The sequence below is a fragment of the Embleya scabrispora genome (genome assembly GCF_002024165.1).
Taxonomy (GTDB): domain Bacteria; phylum Actinomycetota; class Actinomycetes; order Streptomycetales; family Streptomycetaceae; genus Embleya; species Embleya scabrispora_A.
Window position 1 is genome coordinate 4,975,120 of the sequence record NZ_MWQN01000001.1, and the last position, 21,315, is coordinate 4,996,434.

Below are 21,315 nucleotides of genomic sequence, written 5' to 3' on the forward strand. Positions count from 1 at the left end.
GCGATGCTCTAGGGTTCGTCCTGTTCCCAGGAGGAGGTCAGGGTTGTTCTACCGGCTGATGAAAATGATCGTCGGCCCCGTATTGAGGCTCTTCTTCCGCCCCTGGGTGGAGGGTCAGGAGCACATCCCGGACCGGGGCCCGGCCATTTTGGCGAGCAACCACCTCTCGTTCTCGGACTCGTTCTTCCTGCCCGTGGTCGTCCCGCGCCGGATCACCTTCCTGGCCAAGTCGGACTACTTCACGGGCCGAGGGGTCAAGGGTCGGCTCACCGCCGCGTTCTTCAAGGGAGTGGGCCAACTGCCCGTGGACCGCAGCGGCGGCCGGGCGAGCGAGGCCGCGCTGAACGCCGGGCTCAAGGTGCTGCGCGAGAACCACCTGTTCGGCATCTACCCCGAGGGCACCCGCTCGCCGGACGGCCGGCTGTACCGGGGCAAGACCGGGATCGCCCGGCTGGCCCTGGAGTCGGGCGCGCCGGTGATCCCGGTCGCGATGATCGACACCGAGAAGATCCAGCCACCCGGCAAGATCGTGCCGAAGGTCATGCGGGTGGGCATCCGCGTCGGTGAGCCGCTGGACTTCTCCCGCTACGAGGGCATGGAGGACGACCGCTTCATCCTGCGCGCGATCACCGACGAGATCATCTACGCGCTGATGGAGCTGTCCGGCCAGGAGTACGTCGACATGTACGCGGCCGACGCCAAGAAGCGGATCGACGAGGCGCGCAAGCAGGCGGCGGCGGCCAAGGCCGCCGAGAAGGCCGCGGAACAGGACGCCGAGCAGGATCCGGGACAGGACACCGGGAAGGGCACGGACCGGGCCGCCGACCCCGATGCCGCGTCCGGGGCGAACGACGACTCGGGCGGCTCCGGCCGACCCGCCGGCTGACCGGGTCCGCCCGGCACCTCTGGGGGTTCGGATGGGGGTCGAACAGTCGCTGTGGCGGGCGCTGACGGTCTATCGCACGCTCGCCCTCGTCTACGCGATCGCGCGCTACGCCCAGGTCGCGGACGAGTACGACCACCCGGTCGGCGGGTGGGCCGTCATGGCGCTGCTCGCGGTGTGGACGGCGGTGACCGCGTACGGCTTCCGTGATCCCAGGTTTCGCGAGCCGCCCTGGTTGATCGTCGACCTCTGTGTCGCGGCCGGATGCCTGCTCGCCACGCGTTGGCTGGACGATCCCGAGCGGGTCGCCCAGGGCACGATGACGCTGCCCACGGTGTGGGCCTCGGCGCCGGTGCTGGCGTGCGCGATCAAGGGCGGCTGGAAGACGGGCTCGGTGGCGGCGCTGACGATAGGCGCCGCCGACATCCTCGAACGCGGCGCGCTCACCGCCGACAACCAGCACAACATCGTGTTGTTGCTGCTCGCGGGCGGTGCGGTCGGCTACGTCGTCGAGATCGCCCGGGTGAGCGAGAAGGCGTTGACCCGGGCGCTGCAACTGGAGGCCGCCACCCGCGAACGCGAACGTTTGGCGCGGGACATCCACGACAACGTGCTCCAAGTGCTCGCCCTGGTACAGCGCCGGGGCGCCGAGCTCGGCGGCGAGGCGGCGGGACTCGGCCGGTTGGCCGGCGAGCAGGAGGTGGCGCTGCGGCAGTTGATCTCGGCGACACCCGCCCGGGTCGAGTCGGCCGACCTGCCCGGCTCCGGTGCGGACGGCGACCCGGCCCGGCAGGACCTGCGGGTGCTGCTCGGCGGCTTCGCCGGGGCGCGGGTGACGGTGTCCTCGCCGGGCACGCCCGTGCTGCTGCCGACGCCCGCGGCGCGCGAGGTGACCGCGGCGGTCGCCGCGGCCCTGGACAACGTGCGTCGGCACGCGGGTGAGCGGGCTCAGGCGTGGATCCTGCTGGAGGACGAGCCGGACGAGATCGTGGTCAGCGTCCGGGACGACGGTCCGGGCATGGAACCGGGGCGACTCGAGGCGGCCCGGGCCCAGGGGCGGTTGGGCGTGGCCCAGTCGATCGAGGGCCGGGTGCGCGATCTCGGCGGCACCGTGGTGTGGTCGTCGGTGACGGGAGAAGGCACCGAACTGGAGTTCCGGGTGCCGAGGCAGGGGAGCGGATGAACGACACGAACACGGGCACACCGACCGAGGAGACACCGGCCGCCGCACTGCGCGTCCTGGTCGTGGACGACCACCCGATGTGGCGCGAGGCGGTGGCGCGCGACCTCGCGGCGGCGGGCTACGACGTGGTCGCCACCGCCGGGGACGGCCCCGAGGCGGTCCGCCGGGCCCAGGCCACCTCGCCGAACGTGGTGATCCTGGACCTGAACCTGCCCAAGCTGCCGGGGGTCGAGGTGGCCCGCGAACTGGTCCGCCACGACCGGGCGGTGCGCATCCTGGTGTTGTCCGCCAGCGGTGAGCAGGAGGACGTCCTGGAGGCGGTCAAGGCCGGCGCGACCGGATACCTGGTCAAGTCCGCGAGCCGCGAGGAACTGGTCGACGCGGTGCGCCGGACCGCCGTCGGGGACCCGGTGTTCACCCCCGGGCTGGCCGGCCTGGTGCTCGGCGAGTTCCGCCGGATGGCCACCGATCCACCGCGCCGGGACGCGGCGGGCGGCCCGACCGCGCCGCGGCTGACCGACCGGGAGACCGAGGTGTTGCGCATGGTCGCCAAGGGGCTGTCGTACAAGCAGATCGCGGAGCGCCTGTTCCTGTCCCACCGCACGGTGCAGAACCACGTCCAGAACACCTTGAACAAGCTGCAACTGCACAACCGGGTCGAACTGGTCCGCTACGCGATCGAGAAGGGCCTGGACGACTAGGGCGTGCCCCACGCGCGATCAAGCCGACGCGATCAAGTCGGGTACCTCGAACGGGTGGTGGGAAGAGTCGAGGTGGCTTCTCGCACCGGTAGCGTGGGCCGCGAATCGTGCCGGACGGAAGAAATCGGAGATTTCGATGCGTGTCGGAGTACTGACCGGCGGCGGCGACTGCCCGGGCCTCAACGCGGTGATCCGGGCGGTCGTCCGCAAGGGCGTCCAGGACTACGGGTACGAATTCATCGGCTTTCGGGACGGCTGGCGCGGTCCGCTCGAAGGCGACACCATGCCGCTCGACATCAAGGCGGTACGCGGGATCCTGCCGCGCGGCGGAACCATCCTCGGCTCGTCCCGGACCAACCCGATCAAGGTCGATCGCGGCATCGAGCGGATCCGGGAGAACCTGGGCAAGTTCGAGGTGGACGCGCTCGTGGCGATCGGCGGCGAGGACACCCTCGGCGTGGCGACCCGGCTGCACGAGCACGACGTCAAGGTCGTCGGAGTGCCCAAGACCATCGACAACGACCTGAACGCGACCGACTACACGTTCGGTTTCGACACCGCGGTCAACATCGCCACCGAGGCGATCGACCGCCTGCACACCACCGCCGAATCGCACCGCCGGGTGCTCATCGTCGAGGTGATGGGCCGGCACGCGGGCTGGATCGCGATCCACTCCGGCATGGCCGGCGGGGCCAACGTGATCCTGATCCCCGAGCAGAACTTCGACGTCGAGGAGGTCTGCGCCTGGGTGGACAGCCGGTTCCGGACCAACTACGCGCCGATCATCGTGGTCGCCGAGGGCGCCATCCCGCTGGCTGGCCAGATGGTGACCAAGGACCAGACGCTGGACGCGTTCGGCCACGTCAAGCTGTCCGGGATCGGCGACTGGCTGGCCTCGGAGATCGAGAAGCGCACCGGACACGAGGCGCGCACCACCGTGCTCGGCCACGTGCAACGCGGCGGCACGCCCACCGCGTTCGACCGCTGGCTGGCCACCCGGTTCGGGTTCCACGCGATCGACGCGGTCAACGCGGGCGAATGGGGCAGGATGGTCGCGCTGCGCGGGACCGACGTGGTGACCGTGCCGCTGGAGGCCGCCACGCGCGAGCTGAAGACCGTGCCGCCGGCGCTGTACGAAGAGGCGAAGGTGCTGTTCGGCTGATGCCGTGACGGCGCGCCGGAGTCGGGCGTCAGGCGTCGGGTCCCAGCGGGGTCCCGGCGCCCTGCCGGCGGTTCTTGCGGGCGAAGTGCACGATGGTGGCGCCGAGGACCGCGAGGGTGACCCAGATCGCGACGGTGGCGAAGGTGAACGTGTCGTCGTGGTCCTCCCTGCGCTGCCCGGCGGCCGAGTCCGGCGCGGTCGGCGGCAGTTCGGGCCGCAGCGTGGGCGCGCGCGTGGGCCCGCCGGGGTTGGGCACGTGGAGCACCTGGTAGTCGCTGCGCGAGGAGAGGTCGGGGCCCACCCCGTTCGGGGCCGCGCCGCCGGCGAGTACGGCGAGGTCGCCGCCCGCCACCGGCGAGCCGGCCGGGATCGAGACCCGGAGCGAGATGGTCGCGAACTCGCCGGGCGGCAGCTGCCGTTGGCCGTCCCACGGCTTGGGCGTCAGCGCACCGGCGAGGTGCGCGTCGCGGCCGTTGGCGGGGTCGGTGAGCACCTGGAGCGACACCGGACTCCAGCCCCGGTCGTAGGAGTCGTACACCTCGACCACCAACTGCCCGGGGGTGATCGGGGACTGGCCGCTGGTGAACACCACTTCCGGACGCACGCCGGGGATGATCCGGCCGGTGTCGTTGGAGAAGGTGACCTTGAACTCGGCCGCCCCGCCGCCGGCCTGGAGCCGACCGGGTACGCCGACGAGGTTGAACGTCGGCCCGTCCCCGCGCCGCGCGGTGGGGAACGTCTTCGCCATGCCGCCGGACCGATCCGGGCCCGCGTCCGGCACGGACGGCGAGCGGGTCTCGTCCGGCAACGGTGGGCGCGTGGGCGCACTGCCGTCCGGCCCGAGCAGCGCGGCGTCGAACGCGAGGGCCCTGGTGAAACGCGGCTCGTCGCCGGTGCTCGGGGAGTGGCTTCGTCCGCGCATGGAGACCTGCACGAACTGCGTCGGAACGTTCGCCGCGATCGTGAATCGCAGTCGGAACTCGACCGTCGCGCCGGGCGCGAGCCGGCCCGAGGTCTCGGGAACCGCGGACGTGCCGGGCAACGGCAGCGACGTCGAGCCGAGCGTGCCCAGGGGCCTGAGCACCCAGGCGCCGCGGACCGGGTCGAGGACTTCCAGGCGCACCTGCTCCGGGGCGATCCCCCGATCCCCGCCGATCGACACCTCGGGCTCCAGGAGCAGCGGGGTCGGACCGGTGTTGCGCATCCTCGCGGTGACCTCGACGGGAACGGCCGGCCGGATCCGGTCCGGCGCCCCGGTCAGCTCGACCTGCTGCCCGTCGGCCGCCGGGACCTCCGCCGCCGGAGCGGTGGGGGCCGGCGCCGCATCGGCCGTCGGCGACCCGAGCAGCACGAGGAACGCCGTCGAGGCGAGACAACGACGCAGACGCATGCGGGGTACCCGTCGTAGGAAGGAGCCTGTTCGACCGAATGTGCGAACGGCCGGAGCCTACCGGGCGGTACACCCCGGGCCCCAGGGAATATCCGGGCAGCCCCGGCGTGCGGCCGCGCCGGCGGGCGGTGTGCCGGCGGGGCGGGGCTCAGTCCAGCGTCGAGCGGCGGCGCGAACCGACGGGGCGGGCGGGGCAGGCGCGGCGGTGCGTTCGGGCGGCGCGGGCCTCGGCCAGGGCGGTCAGGCGGGCGTTCCAGGGGGCCGCGTCGGCGGCGCCGATGCCGCGCGAGCACTGGTTGGTGGCGGCGAACACGAAGGTCTCCATCGCCTCCCGCGAGACGGTGCGCCAGCACGCGAAGCGGTCCGCCCAGGAGGCCGCCTGTTCCGCGGTGTGGCCCTCGTCCATCAGTCGGCCGGCGACCATGGTGACCTCGATCCAGGCCGGACCGCGGGCCGGTTGCGCCCAGTCGACCAGGTAGGCACGCGGCCCCCGGTCGCCGATCAGCACGTTGTGCGGATGCAGATCGGTGTGCAACAGGCTGTCCCCGCGCAGCAGTTCGAGCTGACGGTGGGTCAACAGCGACCGCCAGCGCTCCTCGATCCGCGGCAGCGGCAGGTCCCGTACGGCGACCCGGCCGAGCCGGCGCAGCGCGTCGGCGATCAGCGGCAGATCGGCGGTGCCCGGCGCGAAGTCGGCGTGCCGACCGGTGATGTGGTCGAAGCCGAGCAACACCCAGTCGTCCAGCCGCACCTCCCAGCGCAGCCGGGGCGCGACGGTGTGCACGTGCGGCGCGACCCGGACCTCGACCCGCTGCTGGCCGGCGGCCGGATGATCGCGCGGAACACCCTTGACGAAGAAGCGTGATCGTTCGGTGGTCACCGTGGCGGCGAACTCGCAGTTGAATCCGGCCCACACCGTGGCGACCCCCAGCACGCGCCCCGCACACCGTTCGACCGCGGCACGCGCGTCGGTGGGCAGTGCGTCCCACGGAGTGCGCGGCGCCGTATGGAAGTTCGGCGGCGGGGGCGGCGAATCAGCCATCTGCGTCCGGTGGCGAGGGGGGCAGCGGGCGCGGTCCGCCGAAGGTGACTCCACACTTGCGACAGCGCTTGCGACCGCTCCAGTCGACGGGGTCGTGCGGCGGACAATCGGAGCCCACGGGAACCCCCTCCACTGGGATCGGTCAACGAACGGGGTCGAGCATCCTCCGTCGTACCGCGGCGAGCAACGCGATTATGGTCGCACGCCGGTGCGACGCCGGAGGGCTCCCCGCCGGATCCGCGCCCCCCGCGGGCGACCCGGCGCACGACCGCGCGCCGCCCGGCGCGGGCCGGGTGCCCACCCGGCCCGCACCCGCCGGCAGCGCCGATCCCCGGCGCCCACCCGGGGCGCTCACAACCCGGCGAGCAGTTCCCGCACGATGGCCAGGCCGTTGTGGGTGAGGACCGACTCGGGGTGGAACTGCACGCCCGCCAGCCGCATCCGGCTCGACCGCAGCGCGTGCACCCGGCCGCTGAACGGGTCTGCGGCGAACTCCACGTTGGGCACCCCGGCAGTCGGCCGCAGCGCGGTGAACGCGTTGTAGAAGCCGACCCGTTCCGGCCGGCCGAACAGGTCGATGGTCTCCTGCTTGCCCTGGTACGGCCGTTCCTCGCGGATCAGTTCCAGGCCCAACTCGCGGGCGAGCAACTGGTGTCCCAGGCAGACCGCGAGCAGCGGGCCGCTCGCGTCGAGCCGGGTCCGCAACAACGCGCCCATCAGCCGGATCTTGCGGTGCGCGGTGTCCCGGGGGTCGCCCGGTCCGGGGCCGAGCACCACCAGGTCGGCGGTGCGCACCCGCCGTGAGGTGACGTCGTCGTGCGACCTGACCTCGACCCGCAGGCCCAGCGTGCGCAACACGTGCGCGAGCATCGCGGTGAAGGTGTCCTCGCCGTCCACCACCAGGACGTGCCGCCCCGCCAGCTCCGGCGCGCGCAGCGCGTGCCCGTCCCGCGGTCGCAGCCAGAACGGGGCGAGCGTGGCATTGCGCTCGGCCAGTACGGCGTGCACCTCGGGATCGGCCGCGAGCGCCGTGTTCCCGGCGACCCCGGCGGCCGGCACCACGCCGAGCGCGGCCAGCACCCCCGCCGCCTTCGCGTGCGTCTCGGCCACCTCGTTCTCGGGGGTGGAGTGCCGGACCAGGGTCGCGCCCGCGGGCACCCGCAGGCCGCCGTCGGGGGTGATGTACGCGGTCCGGATCAGGATCGGCGCGTCCAGCGTGCGTCGCCCCTGCCCGTCGCGCCCGATCAGGGCGAGGACCCCCGAGTAGTAGCCGCGCCCGGTCGGCTCGTGCCGGCGGATCACCCGGCACGCGTTCTCCAGCGGGCTGCCGGTCACCGTCGGCGCGAACATGGTGCCGCGCAGCACGGTCCCCACATCGTGCGAGGTCACCCCGCGCAGCAGGTATTCGGTGTGTGTGAGGTGGCCCATCGGCTTGAGGAAGGGGCCCTCCACCGCGCCGCCGAGGTCGCACACCTCGCTCATCATCTTCAGTTCCTCGTCGACGACCATGAACAGCTCGTCGATCTCCTTCGGATCGCGCAGGAAGGCCAGCAGTCCCTCGCGCGAGGGCCCCTCGGCGGGATGCCGATAGGTTCCGCTGATCGGATTCATCACCACCTCGCCGCCGATCGAGCTGACGTGCCGCTCGGGACTGGCGCCGACCAGGGTCAGCTCGCCGGTGTGGATCAGGTAGGTCCAGTACGCGCCGCTCTCCCGGGTCAGCAGCCGGTGCAGCAGGGTGCCCGCCGAGGCCGGCGTGTAGTCCTCGATGTGGTCGCGGTAGTCGCGCCGGATGACGAAGTTGGCGCCCTCGCCCCGGCCGATCTCCTCCTCGATCACCCGCTTGACGATCACGGCGTAGCTCTCGTCGTCCACGTCGAAGCCGCCGCCGCGCAGCGCGACCGGCACCCGCGGCAGCGCGGCCAGCACCTCGTCCAGGGGCAGTTCGTGCTGCTCGGTGACCCGAAGGCAGCGCAGCGGCGTGCCGTCCTCGCGGTACTCGAACCCGCGCTCGCGGATCTGCCCGTACGGCACCAGGGCGAGCAGTTCGTGCCCGGGCCCGTCGCCGGCGGCCGGCAGCGGCAGCGCGTCGAGGCCGGGCGCGTCGACGATCTCGCCGGTCAGGAGTTCGACCACGGGCGAGTTCTCGCGCCGGATCAGCGCGAACGGCGGCGGGGCGGCACAAAAGAGCGGGGACAGGGCGTCGGCGGTGCGCATGGGTGCTCCTCGGTCGGAAGAGACGCCCTCCCGACCGGGCGATCCGCCGGTTGTCCGTCCGGTCCGGGCGGGTGCGCCGCCGGGTCCGGGACAAACAAAGGGCCGCCCTGCCGGGCGGCCGTCGGATCGTGGGGTGATCGCGAAGTCAGTGGGCCGCCGCAGGGACGGGCCACCAGGAGTGTCGGTGGAAGCTGATCGCGATCACGCCCCGCATCCTAGTGCCTCGACCGCGCCGGGGCACCGCTTTCGGCGGGCTTCGCCGGTTCTCGGGGGTTCGTGCCGCGCTCGCCGGACGCCGGACGCGCCGGCGCCCGGTCTTCCGCGTCTCGCTCTCCGGGCGCCGGCCCCAATCGGGTTGCCACTCCGCTTAGTCTTGAGCGGTGACCCTGAACGACATCGAATCCTGGCGAACCCTCCCGGCGGCGCAACAGCCCGAGTGGCCGGACAACGAGGCCCTGGGCTCCGCCCTCGCGGACCTCCGTTCCTATCCGCCGCTCGTCTTCGCCGGCGAGTGCGACCAGCTTCGTGGTCGGCTCGCTTCGGTGGCCAAGGGCGAAGCGTTCCTGCTCCAGGGCGGCGACTGCGCCGAGACCTTCGTCGGCAACACCGCCGACGCGATCAAGAACAAACTCAAGACGCTGCTGCAGATGGCCGTCGTGCTGACCTACGCGGCCTCGGTGCCGGTGGTCAAGGTCGGCCGGATGGCCGGGCAGTACTCCAAGCCGCGCTCCAGCGGCACCGAGACCCGCGACGGGGTGACCCTGCCGTCCTACCGGGGCGACGCGGTCAACGAGCTGGCCTTCACCGAGGCCGCCCGCATGCCGGATCCCGAGCGGCTCAAGCGCATGTACCACTCGTCCTCGGCGACGCTGAACCTGGTGCGCGCGTTCACCACGGGCGGCTACGCCGACCTGCGCCAGGTGCACGCCTGGAACCAGGACTTCGTCGCGCTCTCCCCCTCCGGCGAGCGCTACGAGCGGCTCGCGGCCGAGATCGACGGCGCGATGCGCTTCATGCACGCGTGCGGGACCGACCCCGAGGAATTCCGCACCGTCGAGTTCTACGCCAGCCACGAGGCGCTGATCCTGGACTACGAGGACGCGCTGACCCGGGTCGACTCGCGCACCGGCGACCTGTACGACGTGTCCGGCCACATGGTGTGGATCGGCGAGCGCACCCGGCAGCTCGACGGCGCGCACATCGAGTTCGCCTCCCGGATCCGCAACCCGATCGGCGTCAAGCTCGGCCCGACCACCTCTCCCGAGGACGCGCTCGCGCTGATCGACAAGCTCGACCCGAACCGCGACCCGGGCCGGCTGACCTTCATCGTCCGCATGGGCGCGGGCAAGGTCCGGGACAACCTCCCGGCCCTGGTGGAGAAGGTGGCCGCGGCCGGCGCGCAGCCGGTGTGGGTGTCCGACCCGATGCACGGCAACACGTTCGAGGCGTCCAGCGGGCACAAGACCCGCCGCTTCGACGACGTCCTCGACGAGGTCAAGGGCTTCTTCGAGGTGCACCGCGCGCTCGGCACGCACCCGGGCGGCATCCACGTCGAGCTGACCGGCGACGACGTCACGGAGTGCGTGGGCGGCGGCGACGAGATCTTCGTCGACGACCTGCACCAGCGCTACGAGACCGCGTGCGACCCCCGGCTGAACCGCAGCCAGTCGCTCGACCTGGCCTTCCTGGTCGCGGAGATGTACCGCAAGAGCTGATCCGGCCCGATCGACGCGCCCCGAGGGCGGACCCTCCGACCGGAGGATCCGCCCTCGACGGCGTCTGTAATGCTGCCGCCATGACCTTCACCGACCTGCGCAGCGATACCGTCACCAAGCCCGGCCCCGCGATGCGCGCGGCGATGGCCGCCGCCGAGGTGGGCGACGACGTCTACGCCGAGGACCCGACCGTCCGGGCCCTGGAGGAGTACGTCGCCGACCTGTTCGGGCAGCCGTTCGCGCTGTTCACGCCGACCGGCGTGATGGCCAACCAGCTCGCCGTGCGGCTGACCGTCCCGGCGGGCGGCGAACTGGTCCTGGACGCCGACGCGCACATCGTCGCGCACGAGGACGGCGCGGCGTCGGCGCAGGGCGGTGTGCAGACCCGGACCACGCTCAGCCCGCGCGGTCTGCTCGACCCGGCCGACCTGGCCCGGTTGATCCGGGTCGGCAACCCGTACACGGTCGGAACCGATCTGGTCGCGGTCGAGCAGACGCACAACCGGGGCGGCGGCTCGGTGTACCCGCTGGAGCGGTTGACGGCGATCCGTGAGCTGGTGAGCGGATACGGACTGCCGCTGCACTGCGACGGTGCGCGGATCTGGAACGCGCACGTGGCCACCGGCACCCCGCTGCGCGGCTACGGGGCGCTGTTCGACTCGCTCAGCGTGTGTCTGTCCAAGGGGCTCGGCGCGCCGGCCGGGTCGGTGCTTATGATGCCCGCGGAGTACGAGGCCGAGGCACGGCGGATGCGGCACCGGATGGGCGGCGGCATGCGCCAGGCGGGCATCCTGGCGGCCGGCGGCCGGTACGCCCTGGAGCACCACGTCGAGCGGCTGGCCGAGGACCACGAGCACGCGCGGGAGTTGGCCGTGCTGCTGCGCGACGCGGGCTTCGCGGTGGCCGACCCGGAGACCAACATCGTGCTGGTCGAGCTGGGGGAGCGGCAGCCGGACGCGGCCGCGATCGCCGAGCGCTGCCGGGCGGACGGGGTGCTGGTGTCGGCGTTCGGGCCGAGGCTGGTGCGCCTGGTCACGCACATGGACGTGGACGCGGCCGGTTGCGCGCGCGCCGCGACGGCGATCGCGCGGGCGGCGAAGGGCTGATCAGGCGGCGGAGTGCCGGCGCAGCGGGACCACGTTGTCGGGCAGGGACGCGGCGGCGACGACGGTCGGCGTCGGCAGCGCGACGGGCTCGGCGGTCGGGCCGGTGCTCTCGCAGGCGGTCGCGCAGGTGTCCGCCTCGCCGCACAGCTCGCGCCGCCGGCGTCGGGACTCGTCGCGGGGCAACATCGCGGTGATGCTCTTGACGCACCGGCCGCAGTCGGTGCCCGCGCCGCCGCAGGACTGGGCGATCTCGCGCATGGTGCGGGCGCCGTCGGCTATCCGGTCGTTGACCTGACGGTCGGTAACACCGAAGCACATGCAGACGTACACGGAGATTTCCCCCCAGCGGCGAGGCTACTTAGGTAAGGGTAACCTCAGCGATCGCCGGGGGGAATACCGGGTGATCGGTGACACAAGCCCCGATCGGTCGTGCGCTTTCGGCCGGGGCTCGGTCGGCTCGCGCTCGGCGCTCGGCCGGCGCTCGGTCAGCTCTCGTTCGGCTGCTTGAGCAGGCCCGCGATGTAGAGCTGCTCGCCCACCTCGGAGAGCAGGCCGAGCTGCGTCTCCAGGTAGTCGACGTGCTCTTCCTCGTCGGCCAGGATGTCTTCGAAGATGTTGGCCGACGTCACGTCGCCCTTCTCGCGCATCAGCGGGATCCCGCGCCGCAGCCGCTCCACGGCCTCCATCTCCACCGCCAGGTCGGCGCGGAACATCTCCTCCAGGTTCTGGCCGATCCGCAGCGCGTTCAGGCGCTGGTAGTTCGGCAGGCCCTCCAGCATCAGGATGCGGTCGGTGAGTCGTTCGGCGTGCTTCATCTCGTCGATCGACTCGTGGCGGGTCCAGGCCGCGAGCTTGATGTAGCCCCGGTGCTCCTGCATCTTCGCGTGCAGGAAGTACTGGTTGATCGCGGTGAGTTCCGCCGTGAGCTGTTCGTTCAGGAGCTCGATGATCTGCGGGTCACTGTGCATCGCGACGCACCTTCCGGTGTGGGACGGACTGTGTACATGGGAGACGTGGGAGAACCCCGGGCACACATGGGGCAGGAGTTCCTCCGAATCCTGTCACTTTTGGTAGCACTTCCGCCACGAAGGGCAGCCTTGCCTTCCAATGTCGAACATGTCCCGCCGCGCGCCGCCCGCAGTCCTCCCGGGCGGCGCCGGAAAACGGGTCGGTCCGCGGCCTGGGCGCCGGCAGGGGCGGTCGAGAGTCGGTCGGGGCGTCTGGGACCATGTGAGGTATGGGGCATACGGAAGCGGCACAGGGTGGGACCGAGGCTCCGGATCGCGATCCGCGACTTCCGCCGGGCCAGCGGATCCAGCGCGGCTGGCCCGTTCTGCACTACGGGCCCGTCCCGCGGTTCAAGCCCGAGATCTGGGACTTCCGCGTCTTCGGCGCGACCGCCTCGGGGGAGAAGCACTGCTGGAACCACGACGAGTTCTCGGCGATGCCGCACGAGACCGTGGTCGCCGACTTCCACTGTGTGACCAAGTTCAGCATGCTGGGCAACGAGTGGACCGGGCTGACCATAGCCAAGCTGATGGAGATCGCCCCGCCGGCGCCCGAGGTCACCCACGCGATGGTGTGGGCGGAGTACGGCTTCAGTTCGAACCTGCGCATGTTCGACTTCGCGAGCGAGCAGACGATCCTGGCCACCCACCACAACGGCGAGCCGCTGACCGCCGAGCACGGCTTCCCGGTCCGGCTGATCGTGCCGCACCTGTACGCCTGGAAGGGTCCCAAGTGGGTGCGCGGGATCGAGTACATGGTCGCCGACAAGCGCGGCTTCTGGGAGGAGCGGGGCTACCACAACATCGGTGACCCGTGGCAGGAGCAGCGCTACTCCTACCAGGAGGAGACCGGCCAGGGCCCCGCGCTGGCCTGAGCCGCGCCCGCCCGGACCCCGAGCACGCCCGAAGGCCCCGCCCGACGCGAGTCGGAGCGGGGCCTTCGGGCGAATAGTCTCGCCGGACCCGAAGGCCCGGCGTGGAGCGCGACTAGAAGTTCGAGATGAAGACCTCGCTGTTGCGCTTGACCATCGAGCCGGCCGCCGGGTCCTGCTTGCCCACGTTGGCCGGGATCAGCGGGATCATCCGGTTGTTGACCCGCAACCCCGCGGCCTGGAGCGCGCGGCCCGCGTCGTCCGGGTTCATCCCTGTCACCGGCGGCACCTGGACCAGGTCCGGACCCTTGGACAGCACCACCACGATCTTGGTGCCGTACGGCACGTTGGTGTTGACGCCCGGCACGAACGACATGATCCGACCCTGCGGCACGGTGTCCGAGAACTGCTGAGTCGGGTCCGCCTCGACGGTGATCCCGGTCGGGGGCTGGAACCGGGCCTTGGCCTCGTCCAGACTCAGCCCGGTCAGGTCCGGCACGACGGTGTCGGGGCCCCGGCTGACCGTCAGGGCGACCACGCTGTCCCGCTGCAACTGCTCGCCGGCGGCCGGCGTGCTGCCCACCACCGTGCCCGGCGGCTTGGGACTGGCCACCTTGGTCTCGGTGCCCGGCTTGAGCGCCGCGTCGGTGAGCGCCTTCTTCGCGTCCTCCAGCTTCAGGTTCGCCAGCGCCGGCACCACGTGCCGCTCCGGACCCTTGGACAACATGACCTTGACGGTCGATCCACTCGTCACGTTCTTGCCGGGGGCCGGGTCGGTGGAGATCACCGAGCCCTTGGCGACGATCTCGTTGAACTCCCCGTCGCCGATGTACTGCACCTTGAGGCCGGCGTTCTTGATGCGCTTCTCCGCGTCGGCCTGGGTCATGTTCAGCACCCCGGGCACGTCGGCGTAGCGGCCCGAGCCGTACCACCACGCGCCGCCGCCGATCCCGGCCGCCACGAGCAGCACGACCGCCAGCACGAGCATGCCCCGCGAGGGTCCCCGCCGGCGCCGTCGGCCGGGCAGCGCAGGCTGGTGGGGATACCCGCCGCCGGTCGCCTGGGCCGGCACCCCCGGGGCGGCGGCCGGCGCGTAGACCTGCTGCTCCTCGGAGTAGGGCTCCTCGTAGTCCCCGCCGTAGCGCGCCTGCTCGTCGTCCATCGAGTCGACGCTCAACCCGAGCGGCGCCAGATGCGGCGGCAGCATCACCTCGCCCGCCCGGAACACGCTGGTGGCGTTGTCGTTGATCGGCTCGGGCGGCGGCGGCAGGCGCAGCGCCGCGCCGAAGTCCAACTCCGCGTCGGGCATCGCGTGCCGGGTCCGGCGGACCAGACCGAGCAGCTCCTCCGCGTCGCTCGGCCGCTGCTCCGGGTCGCGCACGGTGGCCGCGCGCACCAGCGTGTCCAGCGTGGTGGACAGGCCCGGCACCGCGTGCGAGGGCGGCGGCACGTCGGCGTGCACGTGCTTGTAGATGACCTCTACCGCGGTCGCGCCGTGGTGCGGCTGACGGCCGGTCAACATCTCGTAGAGCACCACGCCCGCCGCGTACACGTCGGAGCGCGGGGTGGACTCGCCGCGTTCGACCTGCTCGGGTGCGAGGTAGGCGACCGTGCCGACCAGGACCTTGCCGGTCGCCGCGGTCGCGGTCGTGGTGGTCGCGCGGGCCAGCCCGAAGTCGCCGAGCTTGATCCCGCCGTCGTCGGAGATCAGGACGTTCTCCGGCTTGACGTCGCGGTGCACGAAGCCCGCCCGGTGCGCGGCGGAGAGCGCGGCGAGCATCGGCTCCAGCACCCCGAACGCCTCGCGCGGGGTCATGTTGCCCAGGTCCTGCAGCAGTTCCCGCAGCGTGCGGCCCTCGACGTATTCCATCGCGAGATAGGCGACGGTGCCGTCGGTGCCCTGGTCGAAGACGTTGACCACGTTGGGATGCGACAGCCGCGCGGCGGCCTTCGCCTCCAGGATGAAGCGGCGGGTGGACTCGGGGTCCTGGGCGAGCCCGGCGTGCATCACCTTGAGGGCGACGACGCGATCGAGTCGAGTGTCGAGCGCCCGGTACACCGTGGCCATGCCACCTGCGGCAACTCGGGCATCGACCCGGTATCGACCGTCGAGCAGCCGCCCGACGAGCGGATCATTCAAGGTCGTGTCCATGTTCAGGAGTGTAGGGTCCACTGCCTCGTGGACGCCGACGGTCTTCCCCATGGTTCCCGCGTCGCCGGGCCGACGCGGCGCACGGGCCGGTGGGGCTCAGAAGGCGGGATGTTCGGGGCTTGCGTCCAGCATGCCGGCCATGGGTGACGACGCGTACGCGTGGTGCCGCATCGGAATGCGCCCGGCGCGGTGCGCGAGTCGGCCCGCCTCCACCGCGTGCCGCATCGCCTCGGCCATCAGCAGCGGCGACTGCGCCCGGGTGACTGCGGTCGCCAGCATCACCGCGTCGCAGCCCAACTCCATGGCCAGCGCCGCGTCGGACGCGGTGCCCAAACCCGCGTCGAGCACCACCGGGACGCCCGCCTGCTCGGTGATCAGCCGGATGTTGTGCGGATTGCGGATGCCCAGGCCCGAGCCGATCGGCGAACCCAGCGGCATCACCGCCACACAGCCCACCTGTTCGAGCCGGCGCGCGAGCACGGGGTCGTCGTTGGTGTACGCGAGGACCCGGAAGCCGTCGTCGACCAGCCGCTCGGCGGCGTCCACCAACTCGACCCCGTCCGGCAGCAGCGTACGCTCGTCGGCCACGACCTCGAGCTTGACCCAGTCGGTCTCCAGCGCCTCCCGGGCCAGCCGCGCGGTGAGCACCGCCTCGCCCGACGTGAAGCACCCGGCGGTGTTCGGCAACACCCGGATGCCGAGGCGGCGCAGCACGTCGAGCACCGAGCCCGCCGTCCCCGGGTCCACCCGGCGCATCGCCACCGTGGTGATCTCGGTGCCGGACGCGATCAGCGCCTGCTCCAGCACCTCCAGGCTCGGCGCACCGCCCGTCCCGGTGATCAACCGCGACGTGAAGGACTCCCCGCCGATCATCAGCATGTCGTCGGCCATCGTGGTCACCCTCCCTGCACGGCGGTCAGCACCTCGACGCGGCTGCCCGCGTCGAGCACGGTCTCGGCCCACGCGCCGCGCGGCACCACGGCCTCGTCGACGGCGACCGCGACACCCTTGGCGGCGGTGGTCAGCGTGGCCACCAGATCGGCCACGGTGGTGCCGGTGGCCACATCGCGCCGGTCGCCGTTGACGGAGACCTCGATGCTCCCGATGTCGTCGATGTCGGTCATGCCATCACCTTCCGGGCGGCGCTCGTGGTGAAACGGTCGGGCCCGAAGGGCGCGATGAGGTCGGGGGTGGTGCCGTGCGCGAGCACGTCGGCCACGGTGTCGGCGGTGACCGGGGTGAGCAGGATGCCGTGCCGGTAGTGGCCGGTGGCCACCACCAGACCGGCCAGCGCGGAGCGGCCCAGGATCGGCGCGTTGTCCGGGCTGCCCGGGCGCAGCCCCGCGATCGTCTCGACCAGCGGCAACTCGGTCACGCCGGGGACGAGTTCGTGCGCGTCGCGGAGCAGTTCGTAGACCCCGCCCGCGGTGACCCCGGTGTCGAACCCGAGGTCGTGCTCGGTGGCGCCGATCACCAGTTCGCCGTTTGCGCGCGGGACCAGGTACATGCTGCCGCCCTTGACCACGCCCCGGATGTTGCGGGACAGCAGCGGGCGCAGCGCCGGCGGCACGGACAGTCGCAGGATCTCGCCCTTGACCGGACGCACCGGGGGCACCACCTCGGGCGGCAGGCCCGGGATGTGCGCCGAGCGGCACCCGGCGGCGAGCAGCACCTGATCGGCGGTCAGCGCCCGCCCGTCGCGCAGCCGCACACCGTACGCGCGCTCGTCGGCGACCAGGACGCGCTCGACGCCCTCGCGCACGATCGTCACGCCCGCCCGCGCGCAGGCCGCGAGCAGCGCCGCGACCAGGGCTCGGTTGTCGATCTGGTGGTCGTCCTCGACGTGCAGGCCGCCGGTGATCGCCGGGGACAACATGGGTTCGAGGCGGCGGCACTCGCGACTGGTCAGCCGGTCCGAGCGCAGGCCGAGTCGTTCCTGGTAGGCGTGCAGGTCCTTGAGCACCGCCCGGTCGTCCGCGTCCAGCGCGACCGCGATGGTGCCGCACGCGCGGTAGCCCGAGGGCAATCCTGCGGCGTCGGCCAGTTCGGCGGCGAACTCCGGGTAGCGCCGGGCGGATTCGATGCTCAGCCGGAGCAGGCTCTCCTCGCCGTACTGGAGTTCGGAGACGGGCGTGAGCATGCCCGCCGCGGCGTGCGAGGCGCCGGTGCCGGGGGCGGGGTCGACCACGGTGACGGCGAGGCCGTGCCGGGCGCGGGCGCGCCAGGCGATCGACAGGCCGACGACGCCCGCGCCGACGACCACGACATCGACGCCCGGGGGGCCGGCCGTGCCGGTGTGGGACATGATGAGCAGAACTCCCTTCGCCGGTATGACCCGGATCAGGTTCGGACGGTCGGGGGCTCGCAGCCCCCCTCTCAGCCCGGTCTCACCGGGCTCCCGTGACCTCTCCACACTACGACACGCCCCCGGCGCCACCCGGGGCGCCCGAGTGGCGCCCGTCGATCTCCTTGACTGAGTCAAGACCCTGCCCGCCGGCGACCCGGGCACGCGTCATAGGCTGCCCCGCATGGACAACGTGCTCGTCGTGGGTGCCGGCATGGCCGGCCTGCAAACCGTGGTGGCGCTGCGGGACCAGGGGTACGCCGGGCGCGTCACCCTGCTCGGCGCCGAGGCGCACGCGCCGTACGACCGCCCGCCGCTGTCGAAGGAGGTCCTGGCCGGCAAGACCGACGACACCTCCTTCGAGGCGGACTGGGCCGCGCTCGACACCGAGGTGCTGTTCGGCCGCACCGCCACGGGGCTGCGCGAGGGCGTGGTGGACACCGACGCGGGACCGATCGCATACGACCGCCTGGTGATCGCCACCGGATCGCGCGTGCTGAGCCTGCCCGGCGCCGCCGAGGTGCCCGGCGTGCACGTGCTGCGCACCATCGACGACGCCCGCGCGCTGCGCGCCGCGCTCGTGCCCGGCGCGCATGTGGTGATCGTCGGCGCGGGCTGGATCGGCGCCGAGGTGGCCACCGCCGCGGCTGCCGCGGGCTGCCCGACCACCGTGGTCGAGGCGCTGCACGCCCCGCTCGCCGGACCCTTCCCCGACTCGATCGGCGAGCGCTTCGTGCCCTGGTACGCCGAGGCCGGCGTGGAACTGCTGCTCGGCGCGCGGGTGGATCGCCTGGAGCCGGGCGCGGTACACCTGACCGACGGCCGCCGGCTGCGCGCCGACGCGATCGTGGTCGGCGTCGGCGTGCGCCCGGCCACCGACTGGCTGGCGGGATCCGCCGTCGCCCGCACCGCGCGGGGCTTCGTCGAGGTGGACGAGTACCTGGCCACCTCGATGCCCGGGGTCCACGCGGTCGGCGACTGCGTCGAGTTCCCGTCCGCCCGCTACGGCACCCGGATGCACGTCGAGCACTGGGACAACGCGCTCCAGGCGCCGCGCGTGCTCGTGGCCAACCTGCTCGGCGGCGAGCAGGCCTACGACCCGGTCCCGTACTTCTGGTCCGACCAGTTCGGCCGCATGGTGCAGTACGTCGGCCGGCACGGCGAAGGCGACGAACTGGTCTTCCGCGACGCCGGCGAGGACGGCAAGTGGTCCGCGGGCTGGTTCGCCGGCGACCGGCTCGTGGCACTGCTCGCGGTCGCCCGCCCGCGCGACCTCGCCCAGGGCCGCAAGCTCGTGCAACTGGGCACCCCGGTGGACCGGGAACGCTTCGCCGACCCGGAGAACCCGCTCAAGTCGACGGTTCGGTGACCGGCGCCGGCGGGCGCGGCCGGCCGCGGAACCTAGACTTGGCCGGATGAGCGAGATCGACCCGAAAATCGAAGCCCTCGTCCCCGCCTGGGTGACCCTCCCCGAGATCGCCGAGATCCTCGGCGTGGACATCCTCAAGGTCCGGCAGCAGCTCAAGGAGCGCAAGTTCCTCGCGGTGCGCCGGGGCGAGCACCGGGCACTGCAGGTGCCCGCCGACTTCTTCCAGGACGGCAACATCGTCAAGGGACTCGTCGGCACGCTGACCCTGCTCTCCGACTCGAACTTCTCCGACGAGGAGGCGCTGGAGTGGCTGTTCACCGCCGACGACACGCTGCCGGGCACGCCGGTACAGGCGCTGCAGGAGAACCGGATGACCGAGGTGCGGCGACGCGCCCAGGCGCTGGCGATCTGAGGCCGGGCCGATGACGAGCCGTCAGGAACGGTTGGCCGACGCGCGCCTGTACCTGTGCACCGACGCGCGGGAGCGGCAGGGCGACCTGCCCGCGTTCCTGGACGCGGTGCTCGGCGCGGGCGTGGACATCGTGCAGTTGCGGCAAAAGGGCCTGGAGGCCCGACCGGAGCTGGAATACCTGGAGGTCTTCCGGGACGCCTGCCGCCGACACGGGAAGCTGCTCGCGGTCAACGACCGGGCCGACGTCGCGCACACGATCGGGCCCGACGTGCTGCACCTGGGGCAGGACGACCTGCCGGTTACCGCCGCTCGCGCGATCATCGGCGGCGACGCGCTGATCGGGCGCTCCACGCACGCCGAGGCCGAGGTGGACGCGGCGCTCGTCGAGCCCGGCGTGGACTACTTCTGCACCGGACCGGTGTGGCCGACCCCGACCAAGCCGGGCCGCCCCGCGCCGGGCCTGGACCTGGTGCGGTACACCGCCGCGCTGCGTCCCGCGCGGCCGTGGTTCGCGATCGGCGGCATCGACCTCACCAACCTCGACGAGGTGCTCGCCGCCGGCGCGACCCGGGTGGTGGTGGTCCGGGCCATCACCGAGGCCGCGGACCCGGCCGAGGCGACGGCCCGGTTCGTCGAACGGCTGACCTCGGGCTGATCGGCCGGCCCGAGCGGCGCGTGCGAACGCCGCCGCGGCGCGGCGGCCGTACCCGGTGCGGCGGGTCGACGCGGCCCGCGTCGGTGCCGGACACGCGGCGGTGTACGCGGTTCGGGTGTCGTTCGGCGCGTACGGCTTCGGGATCGGCCCGACGCCGTGGGCGGGCCGGCACGATGCGGGACATGTCCGCTGCCCGGCGCCGCGACCTCCTCGTCGTCACCCTGCTCGCGCTCGTCGCGGCCGTCGCACTGACCTTCGCGCTCATGCGCGACGACGGGGGCGGCTCGTCCCCCGGCACCGGGACGAACCGGACGCCGGCGACGTCGACAGCGGCCGACACGCGCACCCCGGCCGCCGCGTCCGCCGGCAACGCGTCGGTGTCGGGCCGCGGCGACACCGCGTCCGCGCGCCCCACCTGGGTGCCCGCCCGGATGCGTACCGTCGCCGCCGGCGACCTGCCCGCCGAGGCCCGCGAGACCCTGGCCCTGATCGCGGCCGGCGGCCCGTTCCCGTACCCCCGCGACGGCATCGTCTTCGGCAACCGGGAGAAGCTGCTCCCCGGCAGGCCCGACGGCTACTACCGCGAGTACACGGTCCGCACCCCCGGCTCCGCCGACCGCGGCGCGCGTCGGATCGTCACCGGAAGGAACACCGAACGCTTCTACAGCGACGACCACTACGCGAGCTTCGCGGCCGTCCTGCCCTGACCCGCGGCGCGGTGTGCGCCGATCGGGTGGTTGGGCTCGCGGATGGCGCATTCCGGCCGGGTCGGATCGATCCGGCGGCCAGACTGCCGAGATGGACACACCCGACGTCTCCTTCCGTCCGGGGTCCGCAGAGGATGCCCGCGCCCACGACCTGCCGCACCCCGCGACACCCACGACGACGTCCGGCCGATCCCGGATCCCGAGCCCGCGGTTCGCGGCCGGCGCACCCGGGACGCCGGCGCCACGGCCGAGCGCGACACCGGACAACGGGGGCGCGCTGCTGTTTCCGCTGCTCGTACTCGCCGCCGTGATCGGCGGGATCTACCTGGTCGGTCGCAATCCGCCGCAGGCGCTGTCCGAGGACGGGGACGAGCACACCACGCACCCGCACCGGGGAC

General features: G+C 72.6%; 20 protein-coding genes and 1 riboswitch. Of the genes, 11 read left to right on the plus strand and 9 right to left on the minus strand.

Annotated elements, in window-relative coordinates; all coding sequences use genetic code 11:
* Positions 1 to 43: 43 nt before the first annotated feature.
* From B4N89_RS22070 to B4N89_RS22085, 4 genes are all read left to right on the plus strand, one after another.
* Positions 44 to 886 (plus strand): lysophospholipid acyltransferase family protein, encoded by an 843-nt coding sequence (locus B4N89_RS22070; protein WP_078977556.1) that lies wholly within the window; start codon positions 44 to 46, stop codon positions 884 to 886.
* Positions 887 to 917: 31 nt separating this feature from the next.
* Positions 918 to 2,066, plus strand: a complete 1,149-nt coding sequence (gene macS, locus B4N89_RS22075) for a MacS family sensor histidine kinase (protein ID WP_078977557.1) — start codon at positions 918 to 920, stop codon at positions 2,064 to 2,066.
* Entirely contained in the window at positions 2,063 to 2,767 is a 705-nt protein-coding gene (locus tag B4N89_RS22080) for a response regulator (RefSeq protein ID WP_078977558.1), read from the plus strand. Before macS ends, B4N89_RS22080 begins: the two co-directional genes overlap by 4 nt.
* 136 nt (positions 2,768 to 2,903) lie before the next feature.
* Entirely contained in the window at positions 2,904 to 3,929 is a 1,026-nt protein-coding gene (locus B4N89_RS22085; RefSeq protein ID WP_078977559.1) for a 6-phosphofructokinase, read from the plus strand.
* A gap of 28 nt (positions 3,930 to 3,957) precedes the next feature.
* Here the strand turns inward: B4N89_RS22085 and B4N89_RS22090 are convergent, their stop codons facing one another.
* The 3 genes from B4N89_RS22090 to B4N89_RS22100 all read right to left on the minus strand — a co-directional run bounded on the left by B4N89_RS22090 (position 3,958) and on the right by B4N89_RS22100 (position 8,578).
* Entirely contained in the window at positions 3,958 to 5,319 is a 1,362-nt protein-coding gene (locus B4N89_RS22090; RefSeq protein WP_078977560.1) for a hypothetical protein, read from the minus strand.
* A gap of 148 nt (positions 5,320 to 5,467) precedes the next feature.
* Positions 5,468 to 6,361: a phosphotransferase family protein gene (locus B4N89_RS22095; protein ID WP_078977561.1), complete on the minus strand. Its 894-nt coding sequence runs from the start codon at positions 6,359 to 6,361 to the stop codon at positions 5,468 to 5,470.
* Between the two features lie 351 nt (positions 6,362 to 6,712).
* A complete protein-coding gene (locus B4N89_RS22100; RefSeq protein ID WP_078977562.1) occupies positions 6,713 to 8,578 on the minus strand; it encodes an anthranilate synthase family protein in 1,866 nt (621 codons plus the stop codon).
* 380 nt (positions 8,579 to 8,958) lie between these two features.
* Here B4N89_RS22100 and B4N89_RS22105 point away from each other — a divergent pair, with 380 nt between their 5' ends.
* Together B4N89_RS22105 and B4N89_RS22110 are read left to right on the plus strand one after the other, a co-directional pair.
* Positions 8,959 to 10,293, plus strand: a complete 1,335-nt coding sequence (locus B4N89_RS22105) for a class II 3-deoxy-7-phosphoheptulonate synthase (RefSeq protein ID WP_078977563.1) — start codon at positions 8,959 to 8,961, stop codon at positions 10,291 to 10,293.
* A gap of 80 nt (positions 10,294 to 10,373) precedes the next feature.
* Positions 10,374 to 11,399 carry a threonine aldolase family protein gene (locus B4N89_RS22110; protein WP_078977564.1) on the plus strand — a complete coding sequence of 342 codons (1,026 nt, stop codon included), beginning with the start codon at positions 10,374 to 10,376 and terminating at the stop codon, positions 11,397 to 11,399.
* On the opposite strand, the gene B4N89_RS22115 is transcribed toward B4N89_RS22110, so the two are convergent.
* On the minus strand, positions 11,400 to 11,729 hold the full coding sequence (locus tag B4N89_RS22115) for a (2Fe-2S)-binding protein (RefSeq protein ID WP_078977565.1): 330 nt from the start codon (positions 11,727 to 11,729) through the stop codon (positions 11,400 to 11,402).
* Positions 11,730 to 11,884: 155 nt separating this feature from the next.
* A complete protein-coding gene (gene bfr / locus B4N89_RS22120; RefSeq protein WP_078977566.1) occupies positions 11,885 to 12,367 on the minus strand; it encodes a bacterioferritin in 483 nt (160 codons plus the stop codon).
* A gap of 269 nt (positions 12,368 to 12,636) precedes the next feature.
* Between bfr and B4N89_RS22125 the strand changes: the two genes are divergently transcribed.
* Positions 12,637 to 13,281 (plus strand): sulfite oxidase-like oxidoreductase, encoded by a 645-nt coding sequence (locus B4N89_RS22125; protein WP_078977567.1) that lies wholly within the window; start codon positions 12,637 to 12,639, stop codon positions 13,279 to 13,281.
* Between the two features lie 112 nt (positions 13,282 to 13,393).
* On the opposite strand, the gene pknB is transcribed toward B4N89_RS22125, so the two are convergent.
* The 4 genes from pknB to thiO all read right to left on the minus strand — a co-directional run bounded on the left by pknB (position 13,394) and on the right by thiO (position 17,735).
* Positions 13,394 to 15,430 carry a Stk1 family PASTA domain-containing Ser/Thr kinase gene (pknB, locus tag B4N89_RS22130; RefSeq protein ID WP_161500784.1) on the minus strand — a complete coding sequence of 679 codons (2,037 nt, stop codon included), beginning with the start codon at positions 15,428 to 15,430 and terminating at the stop codon, positions 13,394 to 13,396.
* A 96-nt stretch (positions 15,431 to 15,526) separates the two neighbouring features.
* Entirely contained in the window at positions 15,527 to 16,321 is a 795-nt protein-coding gene (locus B4N89_RS22135) for a thiazole synthase (protein WP_078979533.1), read from the minus strand.
* A 5-nt stretch (positions 16,322 to 16,326) separates the two neighbouring features.
* Positions 16,327 to 16,554 (minus strand): sulfur carrier protein ThiS, encoded by a 228-nt coding sequence (thiS, locus tag B4N89_RS22140; protein ID WP_078977569.1) that lies wholly within the window; start codon positions 16,552 to 16,554, stop codon positions 16,327 to 16,329.
* Complete coding sequence (thiO, locus tag B4N89_RS22145; RefSeq protein WP_078977570.1) at positions 16,551 to 17,735, minus strand: glycine oxidase ThiO; 1,185 nt, start codon at positions 17,733 to 17,735, stop codon at positions 16,551 to 16,553. The genes thiS and thiO overlap by 4 nt, the downstream gene beginning before the upstream one ends.
* A riboswitch (TPP riboswitch) is annotated at positions 17,731 to 17,842 on the minus strand. Its footprint overlaps the gene before it by 5 nt.
* 116 nt (positions 17,843 to 17,958) lie before the next feature.
* Here thiO and B4N89_RS22150 point away from each other — a divergent pair.
* From B4N89_RS22150 to B4N89_RS22165, 4 genes are all read left to right on the plus strand, one after another.
* Positions 17,959 to 19,143 carry an NAD(P)/FAD-dependent oxidoreductase gene (locus B4N89_RS22150; protein WP_078977571.1) on the plus strand — a complete coding sequence of 395 codons (1,185 nt, stop codon included), beginning with the start codon at positions 17,959 to 17,961 and terminating at the stop codon, positions 19,141 to 19,143.
* A gap of 46 nt (positions 19,144 to 19,189) precedes the next feature.
* Positions 19,190 to 19,555 carry an Rv2175c family DNA-binding protein gene (locus B4N89_RS22155; protein WP_078977572.1) on the plus strand — a complete coding sequence of 122 codons (366 nt, stop codon included), beginning with the start codon at positions 19,190 to 19,192 and terminating at the stop codon, positions 19,553 to 19,555.
* 10 nt (positions 19,556 to 19,565) lie between these two features.
* Positions 19,566 to 20,210, plus strand: coding sequence for a thiamine phosphate synthase (gene thiE / locus B4N89_RS22160; protein WP_078977573.1), 645 nt, complete (start codon positions 19,566 to 19,568; stop codon positions 20,208 to 20,210).
* Positions 20,211 to 20,392: 182 nt separating this feature from the next.
* The gene (locus tag B4N89_RS22165) at positions 20,393 to 20,917 is read left to right on the plus strand and encodes a ribonuclease domain-containing protein (RefSeq protein WP_235618728.1); all 525 of its coding nucleotides are present in this window, start codon (positions 20,393 to 20,395) and stop codon (positions 20,915 to 20,917) included.
* Positions 20,918 to 21,315: the final 398 nt, after the last annotated feature.

What these genes read in the sequence shown, in the direction of transcription:
- B4N89_RS22135 (WP_078979533.1), bottom strand. Translation starts at nt 16,321, where the DNA reads ATGGCCGACGACATGCTGATGATCGGCGGGGAGTCCTTCACGTCGCGG.
- B4N89_RS22150 (WP_078977571.1), top strand. Translation starts at nt 17,959, where the DNA reads ATGGACAACGTGCTCGTCGTGGGTGCCGGCATGGCCGGCCTGCAAACC.
- B4N89_RS22090 (WP_078977560.1), bottom strand. Translation starts at nt 5,319, where the DNA reads ATGCGTCTGCGTCGTTGTCTCGCCTCGACGGCGTTCCTCGTGCTGCTC.
- thiE (WP_078977573.1), top strand. Translation starts at nt 19,566, where the DNA reads ATGACGAGCCGTCAGGAACGGTTGGCCGACGCGCGCCTGTACCTGTGC.
- B4N89_RS22100 (WP_078977562.1), bottom strand. Translation starts at nt 8,578, where the DNA reads ATGCGCACCGCCGACGCCCTGTCCCCGCTCTTTTGTGCCGCCCCGCCG.
- B4N89_RS22165 (WP_235618728.1), top strand. Translation starts at nt 20,393, where the DNA reads ATGTCCGCTGCCCGGCGCCGCGACCTCCTCGTCGTCACCCTGCTCGCG.
- B4N89_RS22095 (WP_078977561.1), bottom strand. Translation starts at nt 6,361, where the DNA reads ATGGCTGATTCGCCGCCCCCGCCGCCGAACTTCCATACGGCGCCGCGC.
- B4N89_RS22125 (WP_078977567.1), top strand. Translation starts at nt 12,637, where the DNA reads ATGGGGCATACGGAAGCGGCACAGGGTGGGACCGAGGCTCCGGATCGC.
- B4N89_RS22155 (WP_078977572.1), top strand. Translation starts at nt 19,190, where the DNA reads ATGAGCGAGATCGACCCGAAAATCGAAGCCCTCGTCCCCGCCTGGGTG.
- B4N89_RS22085 (WP_078977559.1), top strand. Translation starts at nt 2,904, where the DNA reads ATGCGTGTCGGAGTACTGACCGGCGGCGGCGACTGCCCGGGCCTCAAC.
- bfr (WP_078977566.1), bottom strand. Translation starts at nt 12,367, where the DNA reads ATGCACAGTGACCCGCAGATCATCGAGCTCCTGAACGAACAGCTCACG.
- thiO (WP_078977570.1), bottom strand. Translation starts at nt 17,735, where the DNA reads ATGTCCCACACCGGCACGGCCGGCCCCCCGGGCGTCGATGTCGTGGTC.
- macS (WP_078977557.1), top strand. Translation starts at nt 918, where the DNA reads ATGGGGGTCGAACAGTCGCTGTGGCGGGCGCTGACGGTCTATCGCACG.
- B4N89_RS22110 (WP_078977564.1), top strand. Translation starts at nt 10,374, where the DNA reads ATGACCTTCACCGACCTGCGCAGCGATACCGTCACCAAGCCCGGCCCC.
- pknB (WP_161500784.1), bottom strand. Translation starts at nt 15,430, where the DNA reads ATGGACACGACCTTGAATGATCCGCTCGTCGGGCGGCTGCTCGACGGT.
- B4N89_RS22080 (WP_078977558.1), top strand. Translation starts at nt 2,063, where the DNA reads ATGAACGACACGAACACGGGCACACCGACCGAGGAGACACCGGCCGCC.
- thiS (WP_078977569.1), bottom strand. Translation starts at nt 16,554, where the DNA reads ATGACCGACATCGACGACATCGGGAGCATCGAGGTCTCCGTCAACGGC.